Source organism: Halorubrum ezzemoulense DSM 17463, assembly GCF_002114285.1.
Lineage (GTDB): Archaea > Halobacteriota > Halobacteria > Halobacteriales > Haloferacaceae > Halorubrum > Halorubrum ezzemoulense.
The window spans coordinates 56,838-77,089 of the sequence record NZ_NEDJ01000007.1; the positions used below are offsets into that span (position 1 = coordinate 56,838).

The following is a 20,252-nucleotide window of genomic DNA, read 5'->3' on the forward strand; positions in this document are numbered from 1 at the left end:
GTACGAGAAAAGAAACCGTTCAGACCTCTTCGACGCCTTTCGGCTCTGCTTCGTCGGCGTCGTCCGCTTCGCCGGTCTCCGCCTCGGCGCCGCCGGAGTCGCCCAGTCGGTCCGTGTCGATGCTGACGCCCGGAGGAGTCACCACGAGGAAGCCGCGGAAGTGCATCAGCTCGCCGTCCATCTCCTTCACGTCGCGCGCGAAGGGGGCGGCGAGCTCGTTGAGGTCGCCCTCGATCGACAGCACCAGCGTGTTCCCGTAGTCGACGCTGCGGACCCACTCCTCCGGGTCGGTCGTGCCGTCCAGCACGCCGAGGACGACGTCGCCGGCCGCCGCGAACGCCTCGTCCATCTTCTCCTCGGCGTCCCGCAGGTCGAGGTCCCAGTCGCTCATACGTGGTCGTCGACAGGCGGCGGCAAAAACGTTCGGACGCGCGCCGCGTCTCCGCTCCGAGCCGCCGTCCGGTCGCGGAGTGGTTAAGTACGCACCGACCCCAGCGATAGGCATGGAACGTACGCGGCGGTCCCTGCTCGCGGCCGGGGCCACGGCCGGCGTCGTCGGTGTCGCCGGCTGTCTCGGCGGCGGAGGCGGCGACGGAAACGGCGGCGAACTCAGCCTCGACACGGGGTCGTACGACTGCTCGCTTTCTGAGCCGACGGACCCCAACCTCGACTACCGGCCGACGCTCGGGGACCCGGACGCGGACGTGGTCGTCCGGGCGTTCGAGGACTTCACCTGCGGGCACTGCGCGACGTACAACCTCGACCACTTCCCGACGATCCGCGAGGAGTACGTCGACCCCGGACGGGTCCGCTACGAGCACTGGGATTTCCCGATCCCGGTCAACGAGCGGTGGGCTGTCCCGGTCGCCAGCGCGGCCCGCGGGGTCGGGATCCGTCACGACGACGAGGCGTTCTTCGAGTTCGCGAAGGCGGCCTACGAGTCGCAGGGAAACTACAGCGGCGAGGCGCTCGGGTCCGCCGCCGAGACCGCCGGCGCGGACCCTTGTGCGGTGTTGTCCGACGCGGAGTTCTCCACGTACGAGGCGGCTACGCAGGACGACAGGTCGGAGGGCTCGTCGATGGGCGTCGAGGGGACGCCGACGATCTTCGTGAACGGCGAGCCGGTAGAGGGCGGGTACGCCGCCGAGACGGTCGCCGCGGCGATCGACGCTGAACTCTGAGGCGCGTGACGGCCCCGGCCGGACCCGAGTCGTGAGGGGACTCTCCGGCCGATACTCTGCGGAGCGTCGGTCTTTTGCCCGTTCGTCCCGTCGTACCCGCAGATGAGCGACGGCGATACCTCCGCCGCGACCGCGGCCGGCGGCGACCGCGCGGCCGAGATCGACACCGCCGGAGCCGCGGCCGACGCGACCGACCGCCGCCGGCTCGGCGCGGTCGTCCTCGCGGTGCTGATCTCGCAGGTCCTCCTCTACCCGGGCGTGCCGGACCTCGTCGTCGCGCTCGGCGCCCCGGCCGGCATCGACGCCGGGATGTGGTTCCTCGTCGCGGAGTTCGGCGCGTTCGTGACGTTCGCGGTCGTCTGGGGCGCGCTCTCGGACGCGCTCGGGACGCGAGTTCCGCTGATCGTCACCGGCGCGCTCGGCGGTGCGGCCTCCTACGTCGCGCTCGCGTCGCTGCCGGGACTCGGGCTCGGCTTCGGGGCCGCGCTCCTCGTCAGGGTCGTCGGGGGCGCCCTCACTATCGGCGCGTTCTCGCTGTCGATCACGCTGTTGATGGATCTTCGCGGCGGCAACGGCCGGAACATGGGGACCGCCGGGTTCGCCATCGGCCTCGGTGCCGCGGTCGGCTCCGTCGTCGGCGGTTCGCTCGCTGGCCTCGGCGCGCTGTACCCGGTGTACGCCGGGGCGGTCGTGCTGGCGGCGGCGGGGCTGTTGGCGGCGACGGTCGACGACCGAAGGAGGACCGCGGCCGCGAACAACTCGGGGGCGAGCGACTCGGAGGCGAGCGACTCGGCGAGTGAGACCGACGGGGGCGGCTTCCGGGACGTTCTCGCCCGCGCCCGGACGACGCCCGGCCTCCTCGTCCCGCTCGCGTTCGGCTTCGTCGACCGACTGACGGCGGGCTTCTTCGCTTTGGTCGGCGTCTACTACTTCCAGGACCCGGCGACGTTCGGGCTGTCAGCGGCCGGCGCGGGCGCGACCCTCGCGCTCTTCTTCGTCCCGTTTGCGCTCCTCCAGTCGCCATTCGGCGCGCTCTCGGACCGGATCGGCCGCTTCCTCCCTGTGGTGGCCGGGTCGCTCGCGTACGGCGTCGCAACGGTCGGCGTCGGCGTGGCGCCCGCGTACCCAATCGCCGCGGCGCTGATGGTCCTCGTCGGCGTCTGCGGCGCGCTGATGGCCCCGGCGACGATGGCGCTCGTCACCGACCTCGTCGAGCCGGAAGTGCGGGGCGCGGCGATGGGGCTGTTCAACGTGTTCGGCTCGCTCGGCTTCCTCGCCGGTTTCCTCGTCGGCGGGAGCCCCACGGGCGCGTTCGGGTACACGCCCGCGTTCCTCGCGGTCGGCGGACTGGAACTGGCCATCGCGCTCGCGCTGCTCCCGGCGGTCCGGTCTCTCTCGGCCGGCGCGGGCGTGATCGGTCGACTCGGCGCGGAGGGGTGAGACCGACCGACGCCCCCGGCCCGGAGCGTCGCGTCGGGAGTCCTGCCGAGTCGGATCCCACCGCGCCCCAATCTCCGGCACGTCCGAGCCTCCGTCGCGTCTAAGCCTCCGGCGCGTCCGATCCCTCGCCCGCCCCGAGGCGAGTCCTTTTAACCGGCGCGTCACCTCCGTTCGCGTAACCGATGGACCTCCTCGTGGTCGGCGCCGGCGAGATCGGTCGCTGGGTCGCCGACACCGTCTCGGCCGACGCCGCGCCGGTCGACGCGACCGTCGCGTTCGCCGACCGCGACCCGGCCGTCGCGGCCGACGCCGCCGCGGACCGCGACGCGAGAGCGGTCGACGCCGACGGGGACACCGCCCACGACGCCGTCTGCCTCGCGGTGCCGATGTCGGCGGTCCCCGCGGCGGTCGAGGCGTACGCGCCCCGCGCGGAGCGGGCGATCGTCGACGTCTCCGGCGAGATGACCGACGCGCTCGCGGCGATGCGCGAGCACGCCCCCGGCCTCGAACGCGCGAGCTACCACCCGCTGTTTGCCCCGCCGCGCGTTCCGGGGAACGTCGCGGTCGTCGTCGACGAGGGCGGCCCGACGGTCGATGGGCTCACCGACTCGGTCCAGGCGGGGGGCAACGACGTGTTCGAGACGACCGCGGACGAACACGATGCGGCGATGGAGACGGTCCAAGCGGGCGCGCACGCCGCGGTGCTCGCGTGGCGGCTCGCCGCGGACCCGGTCCGCGAGGAGTTCCACACGCCGGTGTCGGCCGCGCTGGAGGAGGTCGCCGACACGGTCACCGAGGGCTCGCCCGCGGTGTACGCGGAGATTCAGCGCGCCTTCGACGGCGCGGACGGGGTGGCCGACGCCGCGGCAGAGATCGCGGCGGCCGACGACGAGGCGTTCGCCGCCCTCTACGAGCGCGCCCGCGGCGACCGCGAGGGGCGAGACCGGCTGGAGTGAGCCGATGCGAAGCAGACGAGAAACCATGATCGACAGAACCGCGGTCCGGAACAACGCGAACTACCTGCGCAACGTCAGACCGATCGACCCCGAGGAGATCGCCGAGTACATCGAGGGGACGCCGCACCCGGCGGTCGTCCGCGAGACGCTCCGCGAGGAGGCGTTCGACCTCCGGCTCCGCGAGCGCGAAGACGGGGCGTTCGTCCCCGTCGAGGAGTCGCCCGTCGACCCACCGGGCTGGGCCCCGGAGGCACTTCCGGAGGCGTACGCGTTCGCGGTTGAGGACCTGCTCGTCCGCGAGTACGGCGCCAACTGGCACCGCGGCGAGTCCGGCGACGAGCTCCGCGAGCGGGTCCGCCAGCTGAAGACGGACTACCTCTACGAGAACGAGGTCGAGTACGACCGCGTCGCGGCGCTCGGCTACGCGATCTACCACCTCCCCGCGTACTACGCCACGGTCGGCCACGTCCTCGACGACCTCACCGAGAACGGCCTGCTCGACCGGACGCTCCGCGTCCTCGACGTGGGAGCCGGCGTGGGCGGCCCCGCGCTCGGCCTCCACGACTACCTCCCCGACGACGCGATCGTCGAGTACCACGCCGTCGAGCCGAGCGCCGCGACCGACGTGCTCGACCGGCTCTTGGAGGAGACCGGCCGCAACTTCCGGACGACGCTCCACGAGGCGACGGCCGAGGCGTTCCTCGGTCTCGACGAGGGCGAATCGCCCGCCGCAGCGACCGACGACCCCTTCGACATCGTGATATTCGGTAACGTGCTCTCGGAGCTCGCCGACCCGGTCACGGTCGCCGACGCCGCCCTCGACGCGCTCGCGCCCGACGGGAGCCTCGTGGCGTTCGCGCCCGCCGACCGGAACACCGCGGTCGGGCTCCGGCGGGTCGAACGCGCGCTCGTCGCGGGCGACGGGGACGGCGCCGGCCCGGGACGCGACGCCGAAATGTACTCGCCGGCGCTCCGACTGTGGCCCGACGCGGTCCCGAGCGATCCGGGGTGGTCGTTCGACGTGGCCCCGGACCTCGCGGTCCCGCCCTTCCAGCGCCGGCTCGACGAGGCGACGGCGCGCGGCGAGACCGACGAGCCGGGCGAGTTCGTCAACGTCGATGTCCAGTTCGCTTACTCGATACTCCGCCCCGACGGGCGGCGACGGGTCGACATCGAGGCGAGCGCGGAGCGGTGCGCGCGCATGGCCGAGTCCGAGCGCCACGTCACCGACCGGGTGAACCTGCTCGCGGTGAAGCTGAGCCACGACCTGAGCGAGGGGGACAACGCGCTCTACCGCGTCGGCGACGGCTCGCAGGCGACCGACCACTACCTCGTCTGTACCCGCGAGACCGCGCTGAACCGCGACCTCCGCGAGGCCGACTACGGGTCGGTGGTCTTCGTCGAGAACGGGCTCGTCCTCTGGAACGAGGACGAGGGCGCGTACAACGTCGTCGTCGACGACGAGACGGTGGTCGACCTCGTCGCGCCCTGAGCGGTCGCGGGCGCCGGGTCCGACGAGCCGGACCGCTCCGGCTCAGCCGTTGGCGTACGGTTCAGTCGCTGGCCACCGGTTCGATCAGGTCGGGCGCGTCGACGCTCGGCGAGTTCACCCGCGTCGACACCGGGTGCGCGGTGAGGTCGTCGCTCGGGTACGGGTCGAGCAGCGCTGCGGCCTCGTCGGGGCCCCCGTGGAGCCACGTCTCCTCCTCGCCCGCGTCGGGGTCGAGTATCACCGCCATCCGGTGGTGGAGGTCCGCCACGAGGTCGTTCGGCTCGGTGGTGACGATCGAGAACGTCTCGACCGCGTCCGATTCGTCGCCCGTCTCGCCGCCCTCAGCCCCGCCGCCGAACGCGCCGAGCCCCGTTTGGGTCGTCTCCGGCGTCGGCGGCTCCCACCGCTCGTAGATCCCCGCCATCGCGAACGGGCGGTCGTCGTCGAACGCGACGCGGTAGGGGGTCTTCCCGCCGCCGCGGTCGCCGCCGACCCACTCGTAGAAGCCGTCGGCGGGGACGAGACAGCGCCGGCGCTCGAAGGCGTCGGCGAAGCTCCGCTTCTCCCGCACGGTCTCCGCGCGGGCGTTGATGAGGTCGAACGACTCGTCCGCCCACGACGGGGTCAGCCCCCACTCCATCCGGGTCGTCTTGCCGGGATCCCGGTCTGCGATCACCGGTAGCGACTGCCCGGGCGCGCAGTTGTAGCTCGGCTCACGGTCGCCGAAGTCGGCGTCGAACCGCGCTTCGAGGTCGGCGGTGGGGGTGAAGAGGGTGTAGCGGCCGCACATATCGTCGCGTTGGAGCGGGAGCTACTTAGTCCCGCGACGACCGCCCCGGCTCCGGGAGCAGGTCCCACCGGTCGGCGATGATCCCGTCGACGCCGGCTCCGAGGAGCCGCTCGACCTCGTCGCGGTCTGTCGCGGTCCACGCGTTCACCCGCAGCCCGGCCTCGTGTACCGCATCGACGAACCCCGGCTCGGTCGCGACGTCGATCGGGGGGTGGACCGCGACGCAGCCGAGGTCGGTCGCCGCCTCGACCGCGCGCTCGGCGTCCCCGCCCGCGACGAGCAGCGCGCGCGCAGTCTCGGGGTCGCGGTCCCGCAGCGCCGCGAGCGCCTGAGGGTGAAACGACGAGAACAGTACTTCGTTCGCCGCCCGCCGGGCCGCGTCGGGCGCGTCGCCCGCGACGGTCGGCTCCTTGACCTCGACGTTGACGGTGAGGTCGTCGGGCGCGGCGTCGAGCGCGCCGTCGAGCCGCGGGATCGACTCCTCGGAGCCGAGGACCGTCAGTTCGCGGAGTTCGCTCCAGTCGGCATCCGCGACGGGTCCGGACGCGTCGGTCAGTCGGCCGAGATCCGCGTCGTGGACGACGACGAGTTCGCCGCTCGCACACCGTCGCACGTCGAGCTCGACGGCGTCGACGCGCGGTGACGCGCGCTCGATCGCTCCGACCGTGTTCTCCGGGTACTGGTCGGCGCAGGCGCGATGCCCGATCAGCGTGACATCGTCTGGGTCTGTCCGTGTCATCGCGGCGCTCGCGCCTCGCCCTCCCGTCGGTTCGCTCGCTCGATCACGCACGGCCCTCGGGCCCGGACCGTGTTAGCTCTTCGTCGGTCGGGGCCGCCCGCCCGCTCCCGTCGGCTTTTTAGCTACGCGTCGCGCCGGAACGGACATGCGCATCGAGAACAGCTTCATCCCCGTCGAGGGGGTGGGCGAGACGACCGAACGACGCCTCTGGGGGCGGGGCGTCACCACGTGGGAGGCGTTCGACCCCGGGGTCGACGTCGCGGGCGTCGGGACGACGACCGCGGACCGGATCGAGTCGTTCATCGCGGAGGCGCTGACGCGGCTCGACGACGGCGACGCGGCCTACTTCGACCGCGAGTTCCCCTCCGGCGAGCGCTGGCGGCTCTACGAGAACTTCCGCGAGGAGACCTGCTTCTTTGACATCGAGACCACCGGCCTCGACGAGCGCCGCGACCGCGTGACGACGGTCAGCTTCCATCAGGGCGGCGAGACGACGACGCTCGTCGCGGGCGAGGACCTCACCGCGCGCCGGCTCCGGGAGCAGTTCGCGGACGCGAGCCTGCTCGCGACGTTCAACGGCGCGCGCTTCGACGTCCCCTTCCTCGAAACATCCTTCGACGTCGAAATCGACACGCCCCACCTCGACCTGATGTACCCGGCCAAGCGGATCGGCCTCTCGGGCGGGTTGAAACCGATCGAGAAGGAACTCGGGATCGACCGCGACCGCCCGGACATCTCCGGCCGCGACGCGGTGCGCCTCTGGCGTGAGTACGAGCGCGGCGACGAGGAAGCGCTGGAGACGCTCGTCTCGTACAACCGCGAGGACACCGTGAACCTCCGGGCGCTCGCAGACGCGGTCTGCGAGGCCCTCGACGATGAAGTGTTCGTCGCCGCCCCGGACGGAGACGGCGACTGAGAGGGATCCGATAGCTCGGCGGGTATGGACCGATCGAGTGGCCGTCGCCGAGGCCGTTACCGACGCAGGACGGTGCCGCTGGATCCGACGACGACCGCGTCGCCGTCGACGTCGACCGCGTTCAGGTTCTCGCCGGTCGGCGTGTCGAGGACGATCCGGTCGTCGGCGGTCGACTCCTGAACCACCCCGCCGCTGCCGACGACGTAGCCGGCCTCGCCGTCGGTCTCGATGTCGACGAGGTCGGCGTCGCCGAGGGCGTCGGGCGTCCAGTTCGCGCCGTCGTACGTCAGGAGCGTCCCGTTGCCGCCGGAGACGGCGACGTCGTCGGGGGCGTCGCTGTCGAGGCCGTAGAACGTCACGTTCGCGTCCTCGATGCCGATCGCGTTCCACGTGACGCCGTCGTCGGTGGCGAACACGCGCCCGTTCGTATCGATCGCGTGTCCGCTTCGGGGGGCGTGGAAGTCGATCGCGGGGAGCGCCGAGCCGCTCCCGGGCGTGACGTAGTCCCACGTCCCCGTCGCGCCGTTCTCGAAGCTGTAGTAGATCTTCCCCGAGTCGCCGGCGACGTACACGTTCGCCTCGCCGGCGGCGCCGGTGACCGCGACGTCGTTGTAGTTGTTCGTGTTGTCCATCGGCGCGGAGCGGTCAACGAGCGTGTCCGTCGCGGGGATGTACTCGCCGATGGCGCCGCTCGCGCCGACGAACCAGACGCGCTCGCCGTCGTCGGTGACCGACGCGCCGTAGAGGTTGTTCCCGTTTCCGGTTGGGCCGCCGTCGCGGAGCGTCAGCCAACCCTCCTCGGCGGGCGCGGTGAGCACGCCGCCGCCCCCGACCGCGAAGCGACCGGCGTTCGCCGACACCACGTCGTGAAGCGTGCTGTCCGTCTCGGTCGCCTCGACGGTCCAGTCCTTCTCCGCGGCCGCGGCTACGCTTGTCACGCTTCCCGATGCGACGATCGCGCCCAGCCCCGCCAGCGTCGCGCGGCGGGTCGCCGTCAGTGATCGGCTCATGTCGCACTCGGCCGTTTCGGCGGCCGTTGTAAGTGCCTTGTGTCCGTTCAGATAATTTGTGAAATTAAAACGGCTAAAATCGGGTTAAACGTCCGCCGAACTGGCGGCTCATCTGCGTTAATGTGTCTCTTCAGGCTTCGATACAGCTGTTCTGGGATCGGCGGGTACTGGCCGAAGACGTTCTCTCCCGGTCAGGAGTCGTTCTCTGACTCGACCCCCTCCGTCGCCGCCCCGGCGTCGGCGGTCACCGCTGCGGTCCCCTCGGCGTCGGACTCGCCGTCTGTCTCGGGGGCGTCATCCTCGCGCGCGGACTCCGTCGTCTCGTTCTCGGTCCCGTCGCCCGGATCGGCGTCGTCATCTCCGACTCCGTCCGGCTCCTCGCTGTCGACTCCGTCTGACCCTCCGGCTTCGGCTCCTCCCCCTTCCTCGACTTCGTCCGCCTCGGTCTCGGGGCCCGTCCGCTGTACCAACTTCATCTCGCCGCGCGCCCGGAGCGTGCCCTGTATCTCCGCGCCGTCGTACACCACGAGGTCGCCGGCGGAGACGTCGCCGAGGACGCGCGCGCCGGCCTCGACGGTCACGGTTCCGCCCCGGGTCGTCACGTCGCCGTGAATGACCGTCTCCGCGCCCACGGTGATGTCCTCGCGGGCGCGCAGCGAGCCGAACACCTCGTTGCGCTCCCCGACGCGGATCGACGCCGCGCGGAGGTTGCCGTGGAGCCGGCAGTCGTCGCCCACGGTCGCCGGCGTCGACACGCGCCACGCGTCGTCGGCGATCTCGGCGCTCCGCGGGATCAAGAGTGGGTCGCGGACGTCGTCGCCGTCGGCGAGCGCCTCGGCAAGTTCGTCGGCCGCGTCGGTCTCGCCGACGCGCAGCAGCTGCGAGAGGACGATGAAGTAGAAGACGATCGTCGGCACCGGGTTGCGGATGACGATCCAGCCGTTGGCCTCGAACCCCTCCTCGATCGTCACGTCGTCACCGATGTCGAGGTCGCCCGACACCATCAGGCGCCCGGTGACGGTGACCCGCTCGCCGAGGTACGCGTCCTCGCCGACCAACACGTTGCCGTCGACGGAACACCAGGTGTCGAGCCGGCAGTCTCCCTCGGCCTCGATGTCGTCGCCGACGCTGACGCGCTCGCCGATCGCGACGTTTCGGCCGCGGACGCCGAGCTCGACGGTCGACTGGCCGCCCACGAGCACGTCGCCGTCGACGACGACGTCGTGCTCCTCGACGGTCGTCCCCGAGGGGATCGCGAGCTCCTCTATCGGGCCGCCTCCTCGCAGCGACACACCGGGAGCAGTCGCCCCGCGCGTATAAACGGTACGGGGCGTCGGACGAACGTCGGACGCGAGTGAATCGCTCTCGCACGGGATCGCGGTCGCGGTGCTTTTCAGTGCGCCGCCAAACGGACAGGTATGGGATTCGGATCGTACGACGAGAGCGAACAGAAGGACCAGGACGTCGATACCGACGAGGACGACGCGGTGAACGTCCACGAGAACGACCACGACGGTGAGGTCTCCATCGAGGGCGACGCCGACACCGACGACCTCGTCGGCCGCCTCTCCGAGATGCGCGACGAGGACGACGACTGAACTGCCCCTCTCCTGTCACGCTTCGACGCGACTCGGCGCCGACCGGCCGTGGCCCATGTGCGTACAGTTCGCACACCCGATTCGGATTTATTTGTTTCCGCGGCGTGTGTTACTCTATGCCACGGAGGCACAAACTATCGAACCGATCTAGCCGTTCGACGCGGAGCAACCGCCGGAAACGGACGCGCGGTCCCGATCGGCTCGCCGCCGCCGACTCGGAAGATAGCGACGGCGAGGACGCGAGCGCCGATTCCACTTCGGCCGCGACGGTCGCGCTCGCTCGCCGCCTCTGCGCGAACGGGAACGAACAGGCCTGCGAGACGCTCGAACGACTCTGCGAGTCCGGCCACGACACCGCCTGTAACGCGATCTGACCCGGACCCACGGCCGACTCGCCGCGGGCAGGTCTCGTGATACACCTCGAAACCGCCGACTCCCTGTGTTCGTGCCGCTTATCCCCTCTCGTCGAGTATCTGAGCGCATGCGTACCGAACTGACGTTCACCGACCGCGGGGTCGACGTCGTCTACGAGGGGACCGAGTTCGAACTGGAGAAGGCGCTGATCGAGGAGGCCACCGGGAAGTCGTACCGGGACGTCACCGACCACGAGGTCCTGACGATCGTCGCCGAGGACCCGGAACTCGACGGCGAACCGGTCCGGATCGGCGACGTGTTGTGACTTCTCCCACGACTACACTCGTGGGTTTCCTCACTGAGGGGTAGGTCCACGTCTTCGGGAGTTCGCAGGTTCCATCTCACCGCTGGTTCCTTCGAGTACGACCTGCCTTGCGGGCTGAACCACGACAGCCCCCGCCGTCGATAGCGGGCTCGTGATCTCCTTACCGACGGCCCGCTGCCCGATATTTGACGCAATCCTCGCGAGGAACGGGTCTCGCGCCGGTTAGTAGAGTAAGAAATATATAACGTTAGATCGAATTTACATCTAGAGGTGACCACTCCGTGCGACCTCAGACGCGATACCGCATCGGACGAGCCGTTCACATGCTCGTGACGGTACTGACCCTCAACCTCGGACTGGCCCGCGAATCGGCCCCGCTCATCGCGGGCGGCGCGGTGCTGTTCGTCGCGTTCTTCCCGGTCAGCCGGACGCTCGCCGACCGCGTCGGTCACACGCCGATCGACGAGCGCACCCGCGAGATCACGCGGACCGCCGCGAGCCGCGCCGTGATGCTGCTGTTCGGGGCCGCGCTCGCCGTCTTCCTCCTCAGGTCCGCTCTGGAGGCGACGGGCGGACTCGCCGGCGTCGCGGCGACCGCCTACGCGCAGGCCCGCGTCGTGGTGGTGTGGGCCGCCGTCGCGATCTGCGTCTCCTCCGTCGCCCACGGCACGCGGGCTTGGGTCCGACGGCGGGGCGTGGAGGCGTAACCGTGGAGTTCGAGACGCGTATCCGGGAGCTCCGCGAAGAAGCGGGGTTGACGCAGGCCGAACTCGCCGACCGCGTCGACGTAACCCGGCAGACGGTCCTCTACGTCGAGAAGGGCGAGTACAACCCCTCCCTGGAGCTCGCGTGGCGGATCGCGCGAGAGTTCGACGCCCGAATCGAGGAGGTGTTCGAGCTACCCGATCGACCGCGGCCGTGAGCGGTCTCGGCGGTCCTCCACCGCAGCCACGCCGCTCACTCCGCGGCGACGAGCTTGTACCCGCCGCCGTCGGTGTCTCCCCCCTCCGGGTCGGGAGCGCGCTCGGCGTAGTAAATCTCCCCGTCGACGACGCGTGGCGCGCTGGTGATCCAGCCCTCGTGGTCGACGCGCCACACCTCGTCACCGGAGTCGGCCTCCAGCGCGTAGAGCGTGCCGTCCTTCGACCCCGTCAGCACGCGGTCGCCGGCGACCGTCGCGCAGCCGGTGAGCGGGCGGCCGGTCCGGAAGCGCCACTCCACGTCCCCCGTCGCCGCGTCGAGCGCGTACAGGTGGTCGTCGTGACTACCCATGTACACCACGTCGCGCTCGGGGTCGATCGCGGGCCCCGTCATCGAGAGGTCGCCCGTCTCGAAGCGCCAGTCCTCCTCGCCCGTCTCCAGGTCCACGCGGTACACGTTGAAGTCCCACGAGCCGAAGAAGGCGGCGCCGTCGTACGTCGCGATCGGGCCCTTGATCTCGCCGTCGTTGGACGCGGGCGGGTCGGTCGCGAAGCGCCACTGGAACTCCAGCTCCGGGAAGCTCCAACAGTAGCAGTAGCCGTCGTTCGACCCGCACACCATCCGGCCGGCGGCGAGCGAGATCGCGGGCGAGGAGTGGGGGTGGTCGGTGGGACGGTGGTCGGGCTCCTCCCACGTCACGTCCCCCGTCGCCGCGTCGACCGCGAACAGCCGCCCTTCGGGGTTTGGAAACTCGACCGAGACGTACAGCTCCCCGTCGAGGTACAGCGGGCTCGACCCGATCGAGCCGCCGAGGTCGGTCGACCACTCCAGGTCGCCGGAGTCGAGCGCGAACGCGTAGAGGACGCCGTCGTACGCGCCTACGTAGGCGCGACCGTCCGCGACCGCGGGCGTCCCGTGGATCCCGCGCCCTCCCGCGTCGGTCTCGCCGCGCCAGCGAACGTCCCCGTCGGTCGTTATCGCGAGGAGGTCCCCCGTGTCGCCCGAGAGGACGACGCCGCCGTCCGGGGTCGGCACCGCGCTCGCCTTCGCCGCGCTGTGGTCGCCGGTGTTGACCGCCGGGATCCGCCACGCCTCTTCGACCGCGTCGGGCACCGTCTCGTCCGGGTAGTACCCCCACCGCTCCAGCGAGCCGCGGAACTGCGCCACGCCCGGAGGTATCGTCTGTCGCGTCGCGTCCCCCGCGCCGGGGTCTACGTCCGGGGCCTCGCGGGGCTCGTCCACGGGCGGGTTGTCGAGCGAGGCACAGCCGGCCGCGGCGGTGGTCGTCGCTGCGCCGACCGCGGCGAGCCACTCGCGTCGGGAGCGGGCGTCGGTCATCGGGCTACCCCTCGGGTCGGTGTCGCTTTAGTGTGGCGGCCCCGTCGGCGGCGAGCGCGTCGATGGCGCGCGTCCGACCGGACGACTTTTTCCGACGGTGGCCGAAGCGAGGGTATGGACCTCGGATTCGATCTCGGCGCGAACGTCCCGTCTGGCGTGTTCACGCTTCACGCCGTCATCGCCGTCGTGTTCCTAGGACTGGCGGGCCTGAACGGGGCGAACGGCGAGGCGATCGGACTGGCGATCTACCTCGCGATGGCGGGCATGATCGCGCTCGTCGGCTTGCTCGCCGGGCGGATCGTGGCTCGCCGCTGACCGGAACTTTGCCGACGCTTCGCGAGACGCGGTCGATACCCGTCGAAGCCGTCTCGACCGATCACTCCCGTCGGCCTTGGTGAGCGCGATCCGCCGTCGGGGACAGGCACCACGGCGCCCACAAGAAGGGGCGAGAAGCTCTCGAACCCGTTCGTCGACGCGTAGGGATCCAGACACAACGTCCCCGATACGTATCGCGACTACGTCCAGCGCCTACGACCGACGTGGGGCAAGCATCAGGTACCGCAGCACGTGGAAGAGCTGTCTGCCGTGTTTCCAAGCGATCCCGCGCGGTTTCTGAATCGAGCGCGTCTCTGCGGGAACCTCTCCGATCCTCGCCCCGTTGGCGGCCGCCTCTAACACGAACGTCCCACAGGTACAGGCCGTGTCGAGATCGAGCGACACGGCCAGTTCGCGACGGAGCGCGCGGAACCCCGTACCCGAGTCCCGCACGTCGATCTTCAACCGCGCCAGTTCGTTGAGTAGCCGTTCCGAGGGGCGCGGAATGGTCGATCTGGCACCGAGAACCAGATCCAACTTGCCGTCTCTGACCGGTCGAACGAGACGGTCGACGTCTTCGGGACGGTGTTCGCCGTCGGCGTCGAACGTGACGACGATCTCGGACGTCGCCTCTCGGAACCCGCGTTTCAGCGCGCGGATATAGCCCGCGTTCTCCGGCTGTCGAACGACGTCCGCTCCCGCGTCCTCGGCCTCCGCCGCCGTGGCGTCCGTCGAGCCGTCGTCCACGACCAGCACGGCATACTCGTCGACGAGATCACGAACGACCGGCCCTATCCGACCCGCCTCGTCGTAGGCCGGAACGACAACGGTGACATCGTCCATGAGCTATATTGCCAACACCTGCTCCTATATGTAACGTGTATACGCTGGCTCCCAAGCACGGACTCAGCGAGCTACTGTAGTCCGCCGACTGGGACCTCTGAAGCAAGGGTATGGGGCCGGAGGGATTTGAACCCCCGATCGACTGATATCTCCGGTGCGCCTCGGAACTCCAGAGGGTCGTCAACGCGACCGATGATCAGTCGGCCGCTCGGTATATCAGTCTGGAGTGTCGTCCCGGGCGCAAGCCTCTGGAGTCAGTCGCCATGCCTGGCTTGGCCACAGCCCCGCGTGATCTCGCATTGGTCCGTTGCCGAAACGCGGATAAAGGGGTTTCGATCACGGACGATCCGACGACGTGGCGGCGGCGAGCGAACGCGCGCGACACGGCGGCGATCCGACCGGCGTTACTCTCGGCCGTCGTCGCTCCAGTCGCAGTCTTGGCACTTGTACCCGGTGACGAACTCGGTCACGCTCGGCATGTACCCGACCGAGATGACGTCCCCGCCGCACTCCGGGCAGTCGCGGTCGGCGTCCGCGATCGATTCGGCCTCCAGCACGGACTCTCCTTCGATCAGCTCTGCGAGCTTCTCGGGCGTCACCATCCGCCCCTGAACGACGCGGTTCGACATACCGTCCGTTCGGGGTCGAGTACCTAAACCCCGGCGACACGCGGGGCGATCACGGAGCCGTGCGATCCGGGGCAGAAATCGGATATGTCGGTCGCCGGCTACGCCGGGCTTACAGCCACGGCGCGCGGGAGTCGTCGTCGGTGAACGGGTCCGCCCCGTCGTCGTCGGCGTCCCGACTCTCGCCGCCGTTCGCGAGGACGGCGACGTCGTCGTCGACGATCGGGGAGGGCCCCTCAGGCGGCGCGTCGAGCGGCGGTTCGCTCGGCGCTTCCTCCGACTCTTCGTCGGCGTCGGCGGGGTCGGCGTCCGACTCGTCCGCGCCGTCGACGGGACCGTCCGGCGCGTCGTCGTCGGGCGCCTCGTCGCCCCCGGCGGCGCCCTCTTCTCCCTCCGAGTTCGGGTCGTACGCGAACAGGGTCGTCACCGCGAGCACCGCGAGCGCGACGGGCGCCTCCGTCTGCATGAGGTCGAACGGGCCGAGCAGGATCGGCAGCGCGAGCACGCCCAGCGCGACCGCGGAGCCGAACCGGAACCGATCGATGTCGACGCGGCCGCGGAGGTGCGGCGACAGCAGCGCGATCGACAGCGCGAACGCCACGCCCACGGCGGCGGCCGCGGTGCCGTTGACGACGTACTCGGTCGAAGTCCGCAGGGCGAACCCCGACGGCTCGAAGCTCGCGACGAGGCCGAGTCCGATGATCACGCCCGGGCTCGGCAGGTATTCGCCGATTTCCGAGCTAGCGGTCTTCGCGGCGATCGTCAGGATGACAAGCCCGGCGAACCGCTCGAAGACGGGCAGGTTGAGCAGCTCCTGGAGAGTTGGCGCGAGGGCCGCCTCGACGGCGGCGACCGGGATGATCACTGCGCCGATCAGTAGCACGGACGCGACCATCTCCCGACGGGTCCCGTCCATCTCCGCGAGGATCACCGCAGCAGTCGCGGAGCCGCCGAAGATCAGGATACCGGTCTCGACGACGCCGGTGGCCGATCCGAGGACGCCGGCGACGACGAGGGCGGGGAAGATGCCGTCGATGAGCGGCAGGACCATCACGGTCGCGAGCAACTTCGTCGCGCTCCCGACCTGCTGTTCTAATCGCAGGGCGACCGGGTGACGTGACGTGCTCATTTAGGGACGATAGCCCTGACCGTCGGGGTGGCGGTGGGACGCGTGCGACTCGCAGTGGTCCGGGGACCAGCACGCGGAGTCCACGCCGCGGGAGGTCCGACGAGCCCATGTAAAGGGTTTGCGCGGATTGCCGGCTGTGAAGCGGACGCCGAGGTCGGCGTTCGACTGGCCGGCGATACGCGCGTTCACGGGACTGTCGGAGTCCATACCTGATATACGTGTTTCGGTCGCGTTAAAGGTTGTGTGAGACGCGTCCGCATGACACGACGTATCCACGGTGAACGCGCGGCTCCGACGAGGAACCGTCGCCGCTTTCGGGGCTTCTCCGATCATCTCTCGGCGCCGGCTCTCACTCCGGACGCAGAGCGGCTTCGACGGGCCGAACGGACCCAATCGTTCTCGAACCGATCGCGTCTCGGCCGATTGATAACCATGATCATGTATATAATGGGAATTCGGATGTGAGCAACAACCACGTCCGTGCCGTCTCGCAACGCTTTTCATCGGCCGTTCATGACGGATTATATGGCGACAGATTCTGGCCGATTCTCGGCGAAGCTCGACGTCCCGGAAGCGCTGACGTTCGACGACGTGCTCCTCCGTCCGAAAGAGAGTCGGGTCGAGCCCGACGACGCGGACCTGACGACGCGCGTGTCGAAGCACGTCGAACTCACCGTCCCCGTGCTGTCGGCGGCGATGGACACCGTCACCGAGAGCGACCTCGCGATCGCGATGGCCCGCGAAGGCGGCCTCGGCGTCCTCCACCGCAACATGAGCGCCGAGGAGACGGCCGCCGAGGTCGAGCGCGTCAAGCGCGCGCACGAGCTCGTCATCCGCCGCGAGAACGTCGTCACAGTCTCGCCCGACGACACCGTCCGCGAGGCCGACGAGGTGATGGAGCGGCAGGGCGTCTCCGGCGCGCCGGTCGTCGCCGACGACGACACGGTCCTCGGTATCATCTCCGGAACCGACATCCGGCCCTACCTCGAAGTCGGCGAGGACGACGCCGTCCGCGAGGCGATGACCGACGAGGTGATCACCGCCCCGGACGACGTCGACGCGCGCGAGGCGCTCGAACTGATGTACGACCACAAGATCGAGCGCGTCCCCATCGTCGACGGCGACGAGCGGCTCGTCGGGCTGGTGACGATGCAGGGGATCCTCCAGCGCCGCGAACACGAGGACGCCGCCCGCGACGACCGGGGGCGCCTGCTCGCCGGGGTCGCCGTCGGCCCCTTCGAGGAGGAGCGCGCCGTCGCGGCGGATCAGGCCGGCGTAGACGTCATCTTCATCGACTGCGCGCACGCCCACAACCTCAACGTGCTCGACTCGGCGGAGGCGATCAAAGCGACCGTCGACGCCGACGTGGTCGTCGGCAACGTCGGCACGCGCGAGGCCGCCGAGGCCGCGGTCGACTTCGCCGACGGGCTGAAGGTCGGCATCGGACCGGGCTCTATCTGTACCACGCGCGTCGTCAGCGGCGCGGGCATGCCCCAGATGACCGCGGTCGCGGAGGTCGCGGACGTCGCCGCCGAGCACGACGTGCCCGTGATCGCCGACGGCGGGATCCGGTACTCCGGCGACGCGATCAAGGCGATCGCGGCGGGCGCGGACGCCGTGATGCTCGGCTCGTACTTCGCCGGCACCGACGAGGCCCCCGGCCGCGTCATCACGATGCAGGGGAAGAAGTACAAGCAGTACCGCGGGATGGGGTCGGTCGGTGCGATGAAGTCCGGCGGCGGCGACCGCTACCTCAAAGAGGAGGACGAAGACGAGGAGTTCGTCCCCGAGGGCGTCGAGGCGGCGACCCCGTACAAGGGGAGCCTCGCCTCCGAACTCCACCAGCTCACGGGCGGGATGCGCTCCGGGATGGGGTACGTCGGCGCGGAGACCGTCCCCGACCTCCACGAGCGCGCGGAGTTCGTCCGCGTCTCGACCGCGGGCCAGAGCGAGAGCCACCCGCACGACGTGATGATCACGGACGAGGCGCCCAACTACAGCCCGGACGAGTAACCGGAACCGACCGCCGACCGAGCGCGGTCCCTGTCGGGTCGCGCCCCACCGCGTCGCGCTGCGCCTCGTCGACTCCGGTCGCGTATCGTCTGATCGCGTCCGGCCGAGCGACCGATCAGCGTGGCGCTTCGAAGAGGTATTTTAATATAGCCAGCGGAGAGACGAAACGTGTGAGCGAACACCCCCTCGCTCCCGTCATCCATGAGTGAGCAACCGCCGCTGGTCCTCGTGGTCGAGGACGAACCCGATCTGGCTGACCTGTACGCCGCTTGGCTCGGCGACGAGTACCGCGTCCGGACCGCGTACGGCGGCCGCGAGGCGCTCGACCAACTCGACGAGGTCGACGACGAGGTCGACGCGATCCTCCTCGACCGACGCATGCCGGGTCTCTCCGGCGACGAGGTCCTCACGGCCGTCCGCGAACGGGGCATCGACTGTCGGGTCGCGATGGTCACCGCCGTCGAGCCAGACTTCGACATCCTCGAGATGGGGTTCGACGACTACCTCGTCAAGCCCGTCACGAGCGAGACGCTCCGAGAGACCGTCGAAGGGCTGTTACGGCGCGGCGAGTACGACTCGGAGGTCCAAGAGCTGTTCTCGCTGACCTCCAAGAAGGCGATGCTGGAGTCCGAAAAGAGCGCCAGCGACCTCGCGGACAACGAGGAGTACCAGCGGCTCACCGGTCGGATCGACGAGCTCCGCGAGCGGGCCGACGAGTCGCGCGACGCGGTCGCGACCGACGACGAGGACTACGAGAAGCTGTTCCAAGACTTCGACGCCGACGGGTAGTCGGCGACCGAACGGGTTCGAGAGGGGGCGCCGCGGACTCTTTATCAGCGATCCGGCCGAAGGCGTGTTCGTATGCGCGTCCGGGACCTGCCGCTTTCGTCACGCGTCGTCGACCACTTCGCCGAGCGCGGCGTGCGCGAACTGTACCCGCCGCAGCGCGCGGCGGTCGACGCGGGCGTCTGCGAGGGCGCCGATGTCGTCGCGGCGGTGCCGACCGCCTCGGGCAAGACACTCGTCGCACAACTTGCGCTCCTGACCGCCGACGGCCCCGGGCTCTACGTCTGCCCGCTCCGCGCGCTCGCCCGCGAGAAGTACGAGACGTTCGCGGCGCTCCCCGGCGTCGACGTCGGCATCTCCACCGGCGACTTCGACGCGACGGGCGAGGCGCTCGCCGGCAACGACGTGGTCGTCGCTACGAGCGAGAAGGTCGACTCGGCGATCCGCAACGGCGCCTCGTGGGTCGACGCGCTGGCCTGCGTCGTCGTCGACGAGGTCCACCTGCTCGGCGCGACGGGGCGCGGACCGACCCTCGAAGTGACGCTGGCGACGCTCCGACGCCGGAATCCGGACCTCCAGACGGTCGCGCTGTCGGCGACGGTCGACAACCCCGAGGCGATCGCCGACTGGCTCGACGCCGCGCTCGTCGAGTCCGAGTGGCGGCCGGTCGACCTCCGGACCGGCGTCGCCGTCGGCGGCGAGGTCGACTTCGACGACGGCACGAGCCTCTCGGTCGACCTCGACGAGACCGAAATCGACGGCGACGGGGACGCTGACGACGAGAACGATCCGACCGAGGTCACGGCCGCGCTGGTCGCCGACGCGGTCGCGGACGGCGGCCAGTGCCTCGCCTTCGTCCGCTCTCGCCGCGAGGCGGTCGACCTCGCCGAGCGGCTCGCCGAGGACGGCCTCGCCGCGGAGTTGGGGGTCGACGAGGCGGCCGCCGCGGCGGCCGAGGAGGCGACCGACGTGGACGGCACGCTCACCGGCCGACAGCTCGCCGACTGCCTGCGGACGGGCGTCGCGTTCCACCACGCCGGGCTCCGGTCGGGTCACTGCGCCGTCGTCGAGTCGGCGTTTCGCGAGCGCGACGTGGCCTGTATCTGCGCCACGCCCACGTTGGCGGCCGGCGTCAACGTGCCCGCGCGCCGCGTCGTCGTCCGCGACCAGCGCCGGTACGGGGAGGGTGGCATGGCGTGGATCCCGACGCTCGAGGTCCACCAGATGTGCGGCCGCGCCGGTCGGCCCGGCCTCGACCCGCACGGGGAGGCGGTCCTCGTCGCCGACACAGACACTCGAGGGGAGGTTCGCGAGCGCTACGTCGAGGGCGAGCCCGAGGCCGTCGAGTCGCAGCTCGCCGAGCCGGGCGCGCTCCGGACGCACGTGCTCGCGGCGGTCGCGACGGGGTTCGCCGCGACCGAGTCGGAGATCCTCGACGTGTTCGAGGGGACGTTCTACGCGCGGGAGACGGGGGCGGGCG

At 70.4% G+C, this 20,252-nt stretch carries 23 protein-coding genes and 1 tRNA gene; 14 read left to right on the plus strand and 10 right to left on the minus strand.

Annotated elements, in window-relative coordinates; all coding sequences use genetic code 11:
• Positions 1–19: 19 nt before the first annotated feature.
• Positions 20–391, minus strand: coding sequence for a DUF5779 family protein (locus B9H04_RS03770; protein WP_049929972.1), 372 nt, complete (start codon positions 389–391; stop codon positions 20–22).
• 112 nt (positions 392–503) lie between these two features.
• On the opposite strand from B9H04_RS03770, the gene B9H04_RS03775 reads away from it, so the two are divergent.
• The 4 genes from B9H04_RS03775 to B9H04_RS03790 all read left to right on the plus strand — a co-directional run bounded on the left by B9H04_RS03775 (position 504) and on the right by B9H04_RS03790 (position 5,069).
• The gene (locus tag B9H04_RS03775; RefSeq protein WP_049929970.1) at positions 504–1,181 is read left to right on the plus strand and encodes a DsbA family protein; all 678 of its coding nucleotides are present in this window, start codon (positions 504–506) and stop codon (positions 1,179–1,181) included.
• Between the two features lie 102 nt (positions 1,182–1,283).
• Entirely contained in the window at positions 1,284–2,621 is a 1,338-nt protein-coding gene (locus tag B9H04_RS03780) for an MFS transporter (protein ID WP_085682463.1), read from the plus strand.
• 182 nt (positions 2,622–2,803) lie between these two features.
• Positions 2,804–3,577, plus strand: coding sequence for a prephenate dehydrogenase (locus B9H04_RS03785; RefSeq protein WP_049929967.1), 774 nt, complete (start codon positions 2,804–2,806; stop codon positions 3,575–3,577).
• A gap of 25 nt (positions 3,578–3,602) precedes the next feature.
• Positions 3,603–5,069, plus strand: coding sequence for a small ribosomal subunit Rsm22 family protein (locus B9H04_RS03790; protein WP_049929966.1), 1,467 nt, complete (start codon positions 3,603–3,605; stop codon positions 5,067–5,069).
• 61 nt (positions 5,070–5,130) lie between these two features.
• On the opposite strand, the gene B9H04_RS03795 is transcribed toward B9H04_RS03790, so the two are convergent.
• Both B9H04_RS03795 and B9H04_RS03800 read right to left on the minus strand, forming a co-directional pair.
• Positions 5,131–5,859: an SOS response-associated peptidase gene (locus tag B9H04_RS03795; protein ID WP_049929965.1), complete on the minus strand. Its 729-nt coding sequence runs from the start codon at positions 5,857–5,859 to the stop codon at positions 5,131–5,133.
• 25 nt (positions 5,860–5,884) lie between these two features.
• Positions 5,885–6,598 (minus strand): glycerophosphodiester phosphodiesterase, encoded by a 714-nt coding sequence (locus B9H04_RS03800; protein WP_085682464.1) that lies wholly within the window; start codon positions 6,596–6,598, stop codon positions 5,885–5,887.
• Between the two features lie 145 nt (positions 6,599–6,743).
• On the opposite strand from B9H04_RS03800, the gene B9H04_RS03805 reads away from it, so the two are divergent.
• Positions 6,744–7,514, plus strand: a complete 771-nt coding sequence (locus B9H04_RS03805) for a ribonuclease H-like domain-containing protein (RefSeq protein WP_049929962.1) — start codon at positions 6,744–6,746, stop codon at positions 7,512–7,514.
• 56 nt (positions 7,515–7,570) lie between these two features.
• Here the strand turns inward: B9H04_RS03805 and B9H04_RS03810 are convergent, their stop codons facing one another.
• Both B9H04_RS03810 and B9H04_RS03815 read right to left on the minus strand, forming a co-directional pair.
• Positions 7,571–8,452, minus strand: coding sequence for a WD40/YVTN/BNR-like repeat-containing protein (locus B9H04_RS03810; protein ID WP_211216855.1), 882 nt, complete (start codon positions 8,450–8,452; stop codon positions 7,571–7,573).
• Between the two features lie 263 nt (positions 8,453–8,715).
• Positions 8,716–9,816 carry a polymer-forming cytoskeletal protein gene (locus B9H04_RS03815; RefSeq protein ID WP_049929959.1) on the minus strand — a complete coding sequence of 367 codons (1,101 nt, stop codon included), beginning with the start codon at positions 9,814–9,816 and terminating at the stop codon, positions 8,716–8,718.
• A 126-nt stretch (positions 9,817–9,942) separates the two neighbouring features.
• Here B9H04_RS03815 and B9H04_RS03820 point away from each other — a divergent pair, with 126 nt between their 5' ends.
• The 5 genes from B9H04_RS03820 (at position 9,943) to B9H04_RS03840 (ending at position 11,723) form a co-directional block, all read left to right on the plus strand.
• Positions 9,943–10,122 (plus strand): DUF5786 family protein, encoded by a 180-nt coding sequence (locus tag B9H04_RS03820; RefSeq protein WP_049929958.1) that lies wholly within the window; start codon positions 9,943–9,945, stop codon positions 10,120–10,122.
• A 116-nt stretch (positions 10,123–10,238) separates the two neighbouring features.
• The gene (locus B9H04_RS03825) at positions 10,239–10,496 is read left to right on the plus strand and encodes a hypothetical protein (RefSeq protein WP_049929956.1); all 258 of its coding nucleotides are present in this window, start codon (positions 10,239–10,241) and stop codon (positions 10,494–10,496) included.
• Between the two features lie 107 nt (positions 10,497–10,603).
• Entirely contained in the window at positions 10,604–10,801 is a 198-nt protein-coding gene (locus tag B9H04_RS03830; RefSeq protein WP_049929955.1) for a DUF5800 family protein, read from the plus strand.
• Between the two features lie 323 nt (positions 10,802–11,124).
• A complete protein-coding gene (locus tag B9H04_RS03835) occupies positions 11,125–11,508 on the plus strand; it encodes a hypothetical protein (RefSeq protein ID WP_049929954.1) in 384 nt (127 codons plus the stop codon).
• Positions 11,509–11,510: 2 nt separating this feature from the next.
• Positions 11,511–11,723 carry a helix-turn-helix transcriptional regulator gene (locus B9H04_RS03840; RefSeq protein WP_049929951.1) on the plus strand — a complete coding sequence of 71 codons (213 nt, stop codon included), beginning with the start codon at positions 11,511–11,513 and terminating at the stop codon, positions 11,721–11,723.
• Positions 11,724–11,758: 35 nt separating this feature from the next.
• Here the strand turns inward: B9H04_RS03840 and B9H04_RS03845 are convergent, their stop codons facing one another.
• On the minus strand, positions 11,759–13,060 hold the full coding sequence (locus B9H04_RS03845; RefSeq protein WP_049929949.1) for an outer membrane protein assembly factor BamB family protein: 1,302 nt from the start codon (positions 13,058–13,060) through the stop codon (positions 11,759–11,761).
• A 114-nt stretch (positions 13,061–13,174) separates the two neighbouring features.
• On the opposite strand from B9H04_RS03845, the gene B9H04_RS03850 reads away from it, so the two are divergent.
• Complete coding sequence (locus tag B9H04_RS03850; protein ID WP_049929948.1) at positions 13,175–13,375, plus strand: hypothetical protein; 201 nt, start codon at positions 13,175–13,177, stop codon at positions 13,373–13,375.
• A gap of 213 nt (positions 13,376–13,588) precedes the next feature.
• On the opposite strand, the gene B9H04_RS03855 is transcribed toward B9H04_RS03850, so the two are convergent.
• From B9H04_RS03855 to B9H04_RS03865, 4 genes are all read right to left on the minus strand, one after another.
• Positions 13,589–14,218, minus strand: coding sequence for a glycosyltransferase family 2 protein (locus B9H04_RS03855; protein ID WP_049929946.1), 630 nt, complete (start codon positions 14,216–14,218; stop codon positions 13,589–13,591).
• Positions 14,219–14,329: 111 nt separating this feature from the next.
• A tRNA-Trp gene (locus tag B9H04_RS18550) sits at positions 14,330–14,504 on the minus strand.
• A gap of 118 nt (positions 14,505–14,622) precedes the next feature.
• Positions 14,623–14,847 carry a DUF5795 family protein gene (locus B9H04_RS03860; RefSeq protein WP_085682465.1) on the minus strand — a complete coding sequence of 75 codons (225 nt, stop codon included), beginning with the start codon at positions 14,845–14,847 and terminating at the stop codon, positions 14,623–14,625.
• Between the two features lie 109 nt (positions 14,848–14,956).
• A complete protein-coding gene (locus B9H04_RS03865) occupies positions 14,957–15,973 on the minus strand; it encodes a DUF5794 domain-containing protein (protein ID WP_049929944.1) in 1,017 nt (338 codons plus the stop codon).
• A gap of 525 nt (positions 15,974–16,498) precedes the next feature.
• Between B9H04_RS03865 and guaB the strand changes: the two genes are divergently transcribed.
• The 3 genes from guaB to B9H04_RS03885 form a co-directional block, all read left to right on the plus strand.
• Entirely contained in the window at positions 16,499–17,986 is a 1,488-nt protein-coding gene (guaB, locus tag B9H04_RS03875; RefSeq protein WP_049929940.1) for an IMP dehydrogenase, read from the plus strand.
• 201 nt (positions 17,987–18,187) lie between these two features.
• Positions 18,188–18,775: a HalX domain-containing protein gene (locus B9H04_RS03880; RefSeq protein ID WP_049929939.1), complete on the plus strand. Its 588-nt coding sequence runs from the start codon at positions 18,188–18,190 to the stop codon at positions 18,773–18,775.
• Positions 18,776–18,847: 72 nt separating this feature from the next.
• A partial coding sequence (locus B9H04_RS03885; RefSeq protein ID WP_085682466.1) for a DEAD/DEAH box helicase occupies positions 18,848–20,252 on the plus strand: 1,405 nt, incomplete at its 3' end.

What these genes read in the sequence shown, in the direction of transcription:
- B9H04_RS03790 (WP_049929966.1), top strand. Translation starts at nt 3,603, where the DNA reads ATGATCGACAGAACCGCGGTCCGGAACAACGCGAACTACCTGCGCAAC.
- B9H04_RS03785 (WP_049929967.1), top strand. Translation starts at nt 2,804, where the DNA reads ATGGACCTCCTCGTGGTCGGCGCCGGCGAGATCGGTCGCTGGGTCGCC.
- B9H04_RS03820 (WP_049929958.1), top strand. Translation starts at nt 9,943, where the DNA reads ATGGGATTCGGATCGTACGACGAGAGCGAACAGAAGGACCAGGACGTC.
- B9H04_RS03825 (WP_049929956.1), top strand. Translation starts at nt 10,239, where the DNA reads ATGCCACGGAGGCACAAACTATCGAACCGATCTAGCCGTTCGACGCGG.
- B9H04_RS03775 (WP_049929970.1), top strand. Translation starts at nt 504, where the DNA reads ATGGAACGTACGCGGCGGTCCCTGCTCGCGGCCGGGGCCACGGCCGGC.
- B9H04_RS03805 (WP_049929962.1), top strand. Translation starts at nt 6,744, where the DNA reads ATGCGCATCGAGAACAGCTTCATCCCCGTCGAGGGGGTGGGCGAGACG.
- guaB (WP_049929940.1), top strand. Translation starts at nt 16,499, where the DNA reads ATGGCGACAGATTCTGGCCGATTCTCGGCGAAGCTCGACGTCCCGGAA.
- B9H04_RS03835 (WP_049929954.1), top strand. Translation starts at nt 11,125, where the DNA reads ATGCTCGTGACGGTACTGACCCTCAACCTCGGACTGGCCCGCGAATCG.
- B9H04_RS03845 (WP_049929949.1), bottom strand. Translation starts at nt 13,060, where the DNA reads ATGACCGACGCCCGCTCCCGACGCGAGTGGCTCGCCGCGGTCGGCGCA.
- B9H04_RS03865 (WP_049929944.1), bottom strand. Translation starts at nt 15,973, where the DNA reads ATGAGCACGTCACGTCACCCGGTCGCCCTGCGATTAGAACAGCAGGTC.
- B9H04_RS03795 (WP_049929965.1), bottom strand. Translation starts at nt 5,859, where the DNA reads ATGTGCGGCCGCTACACCCTCTTCACCCCCACCGCCGACCTCGAAGCG.
- B9H04_RS03800 (WP_085682464.1), bottom strand. Translation starts at nt 6,598, where the DNA reads ATGACACGGACAGACCCAGACGATGTCACGCTGATCGGGCATCGCGCC.
- B9H04_RS03850 (WP_049929948.1), top strand. Translation starts at nt 13,175, where the DNA reads ATGGACCTCGGATTCGATCTCGGCGCGAACGTCCCGTCTGGCGTGTTC.
- B9H04_RS03855 (WP_049929946.1), bottom strand. Translation starts at nt 14,218, where the DNA reads ATGGACGATGTCACCGTTGTCGTTCCGGCCTACGACGAGGCGGGTCGG.
- B9H04_RS03780 (WP_085682463.1), top strand. Translation starts at nt 1,284, where the DNA reads ATGAGCGACGGCGATACCTCCGCCGCGACCGCGGCCGGCGGCGACCGC.
- B9H04_RS03830 (WP_049929955.1), top strand. Translation starts at nt 10,604, where the DNA reads ATGCGTACCGAACTGACGTTCACCGACCGCGGGGTCGACGTCGTCTAC.
- B9H04_RS03880 (WP_049929939.1), top strand. Translation starts at nt 18,188, where the DNA reads ATGAGTGAGCAACCGCCGCTGGTCCTCGTGGTCGAGGACGAACCCGAT.
- B9H04_RS03860 (WP_085682465.1), bottom strand. Translation starts at nt 14,847, where the DNA reads ATGTCGAACCGCGTCGTTCAGGGGCGGATGGTGACGCCCGAGAAGCTC.
- B9H04_RS03770 (WP_049929972.1), bottom strand. Translation starts at nt 391, where the DNA reads ATGAGCGACTGGGACCTCGACCTGCGGGACGCCGAGGAGAAGATGGAC.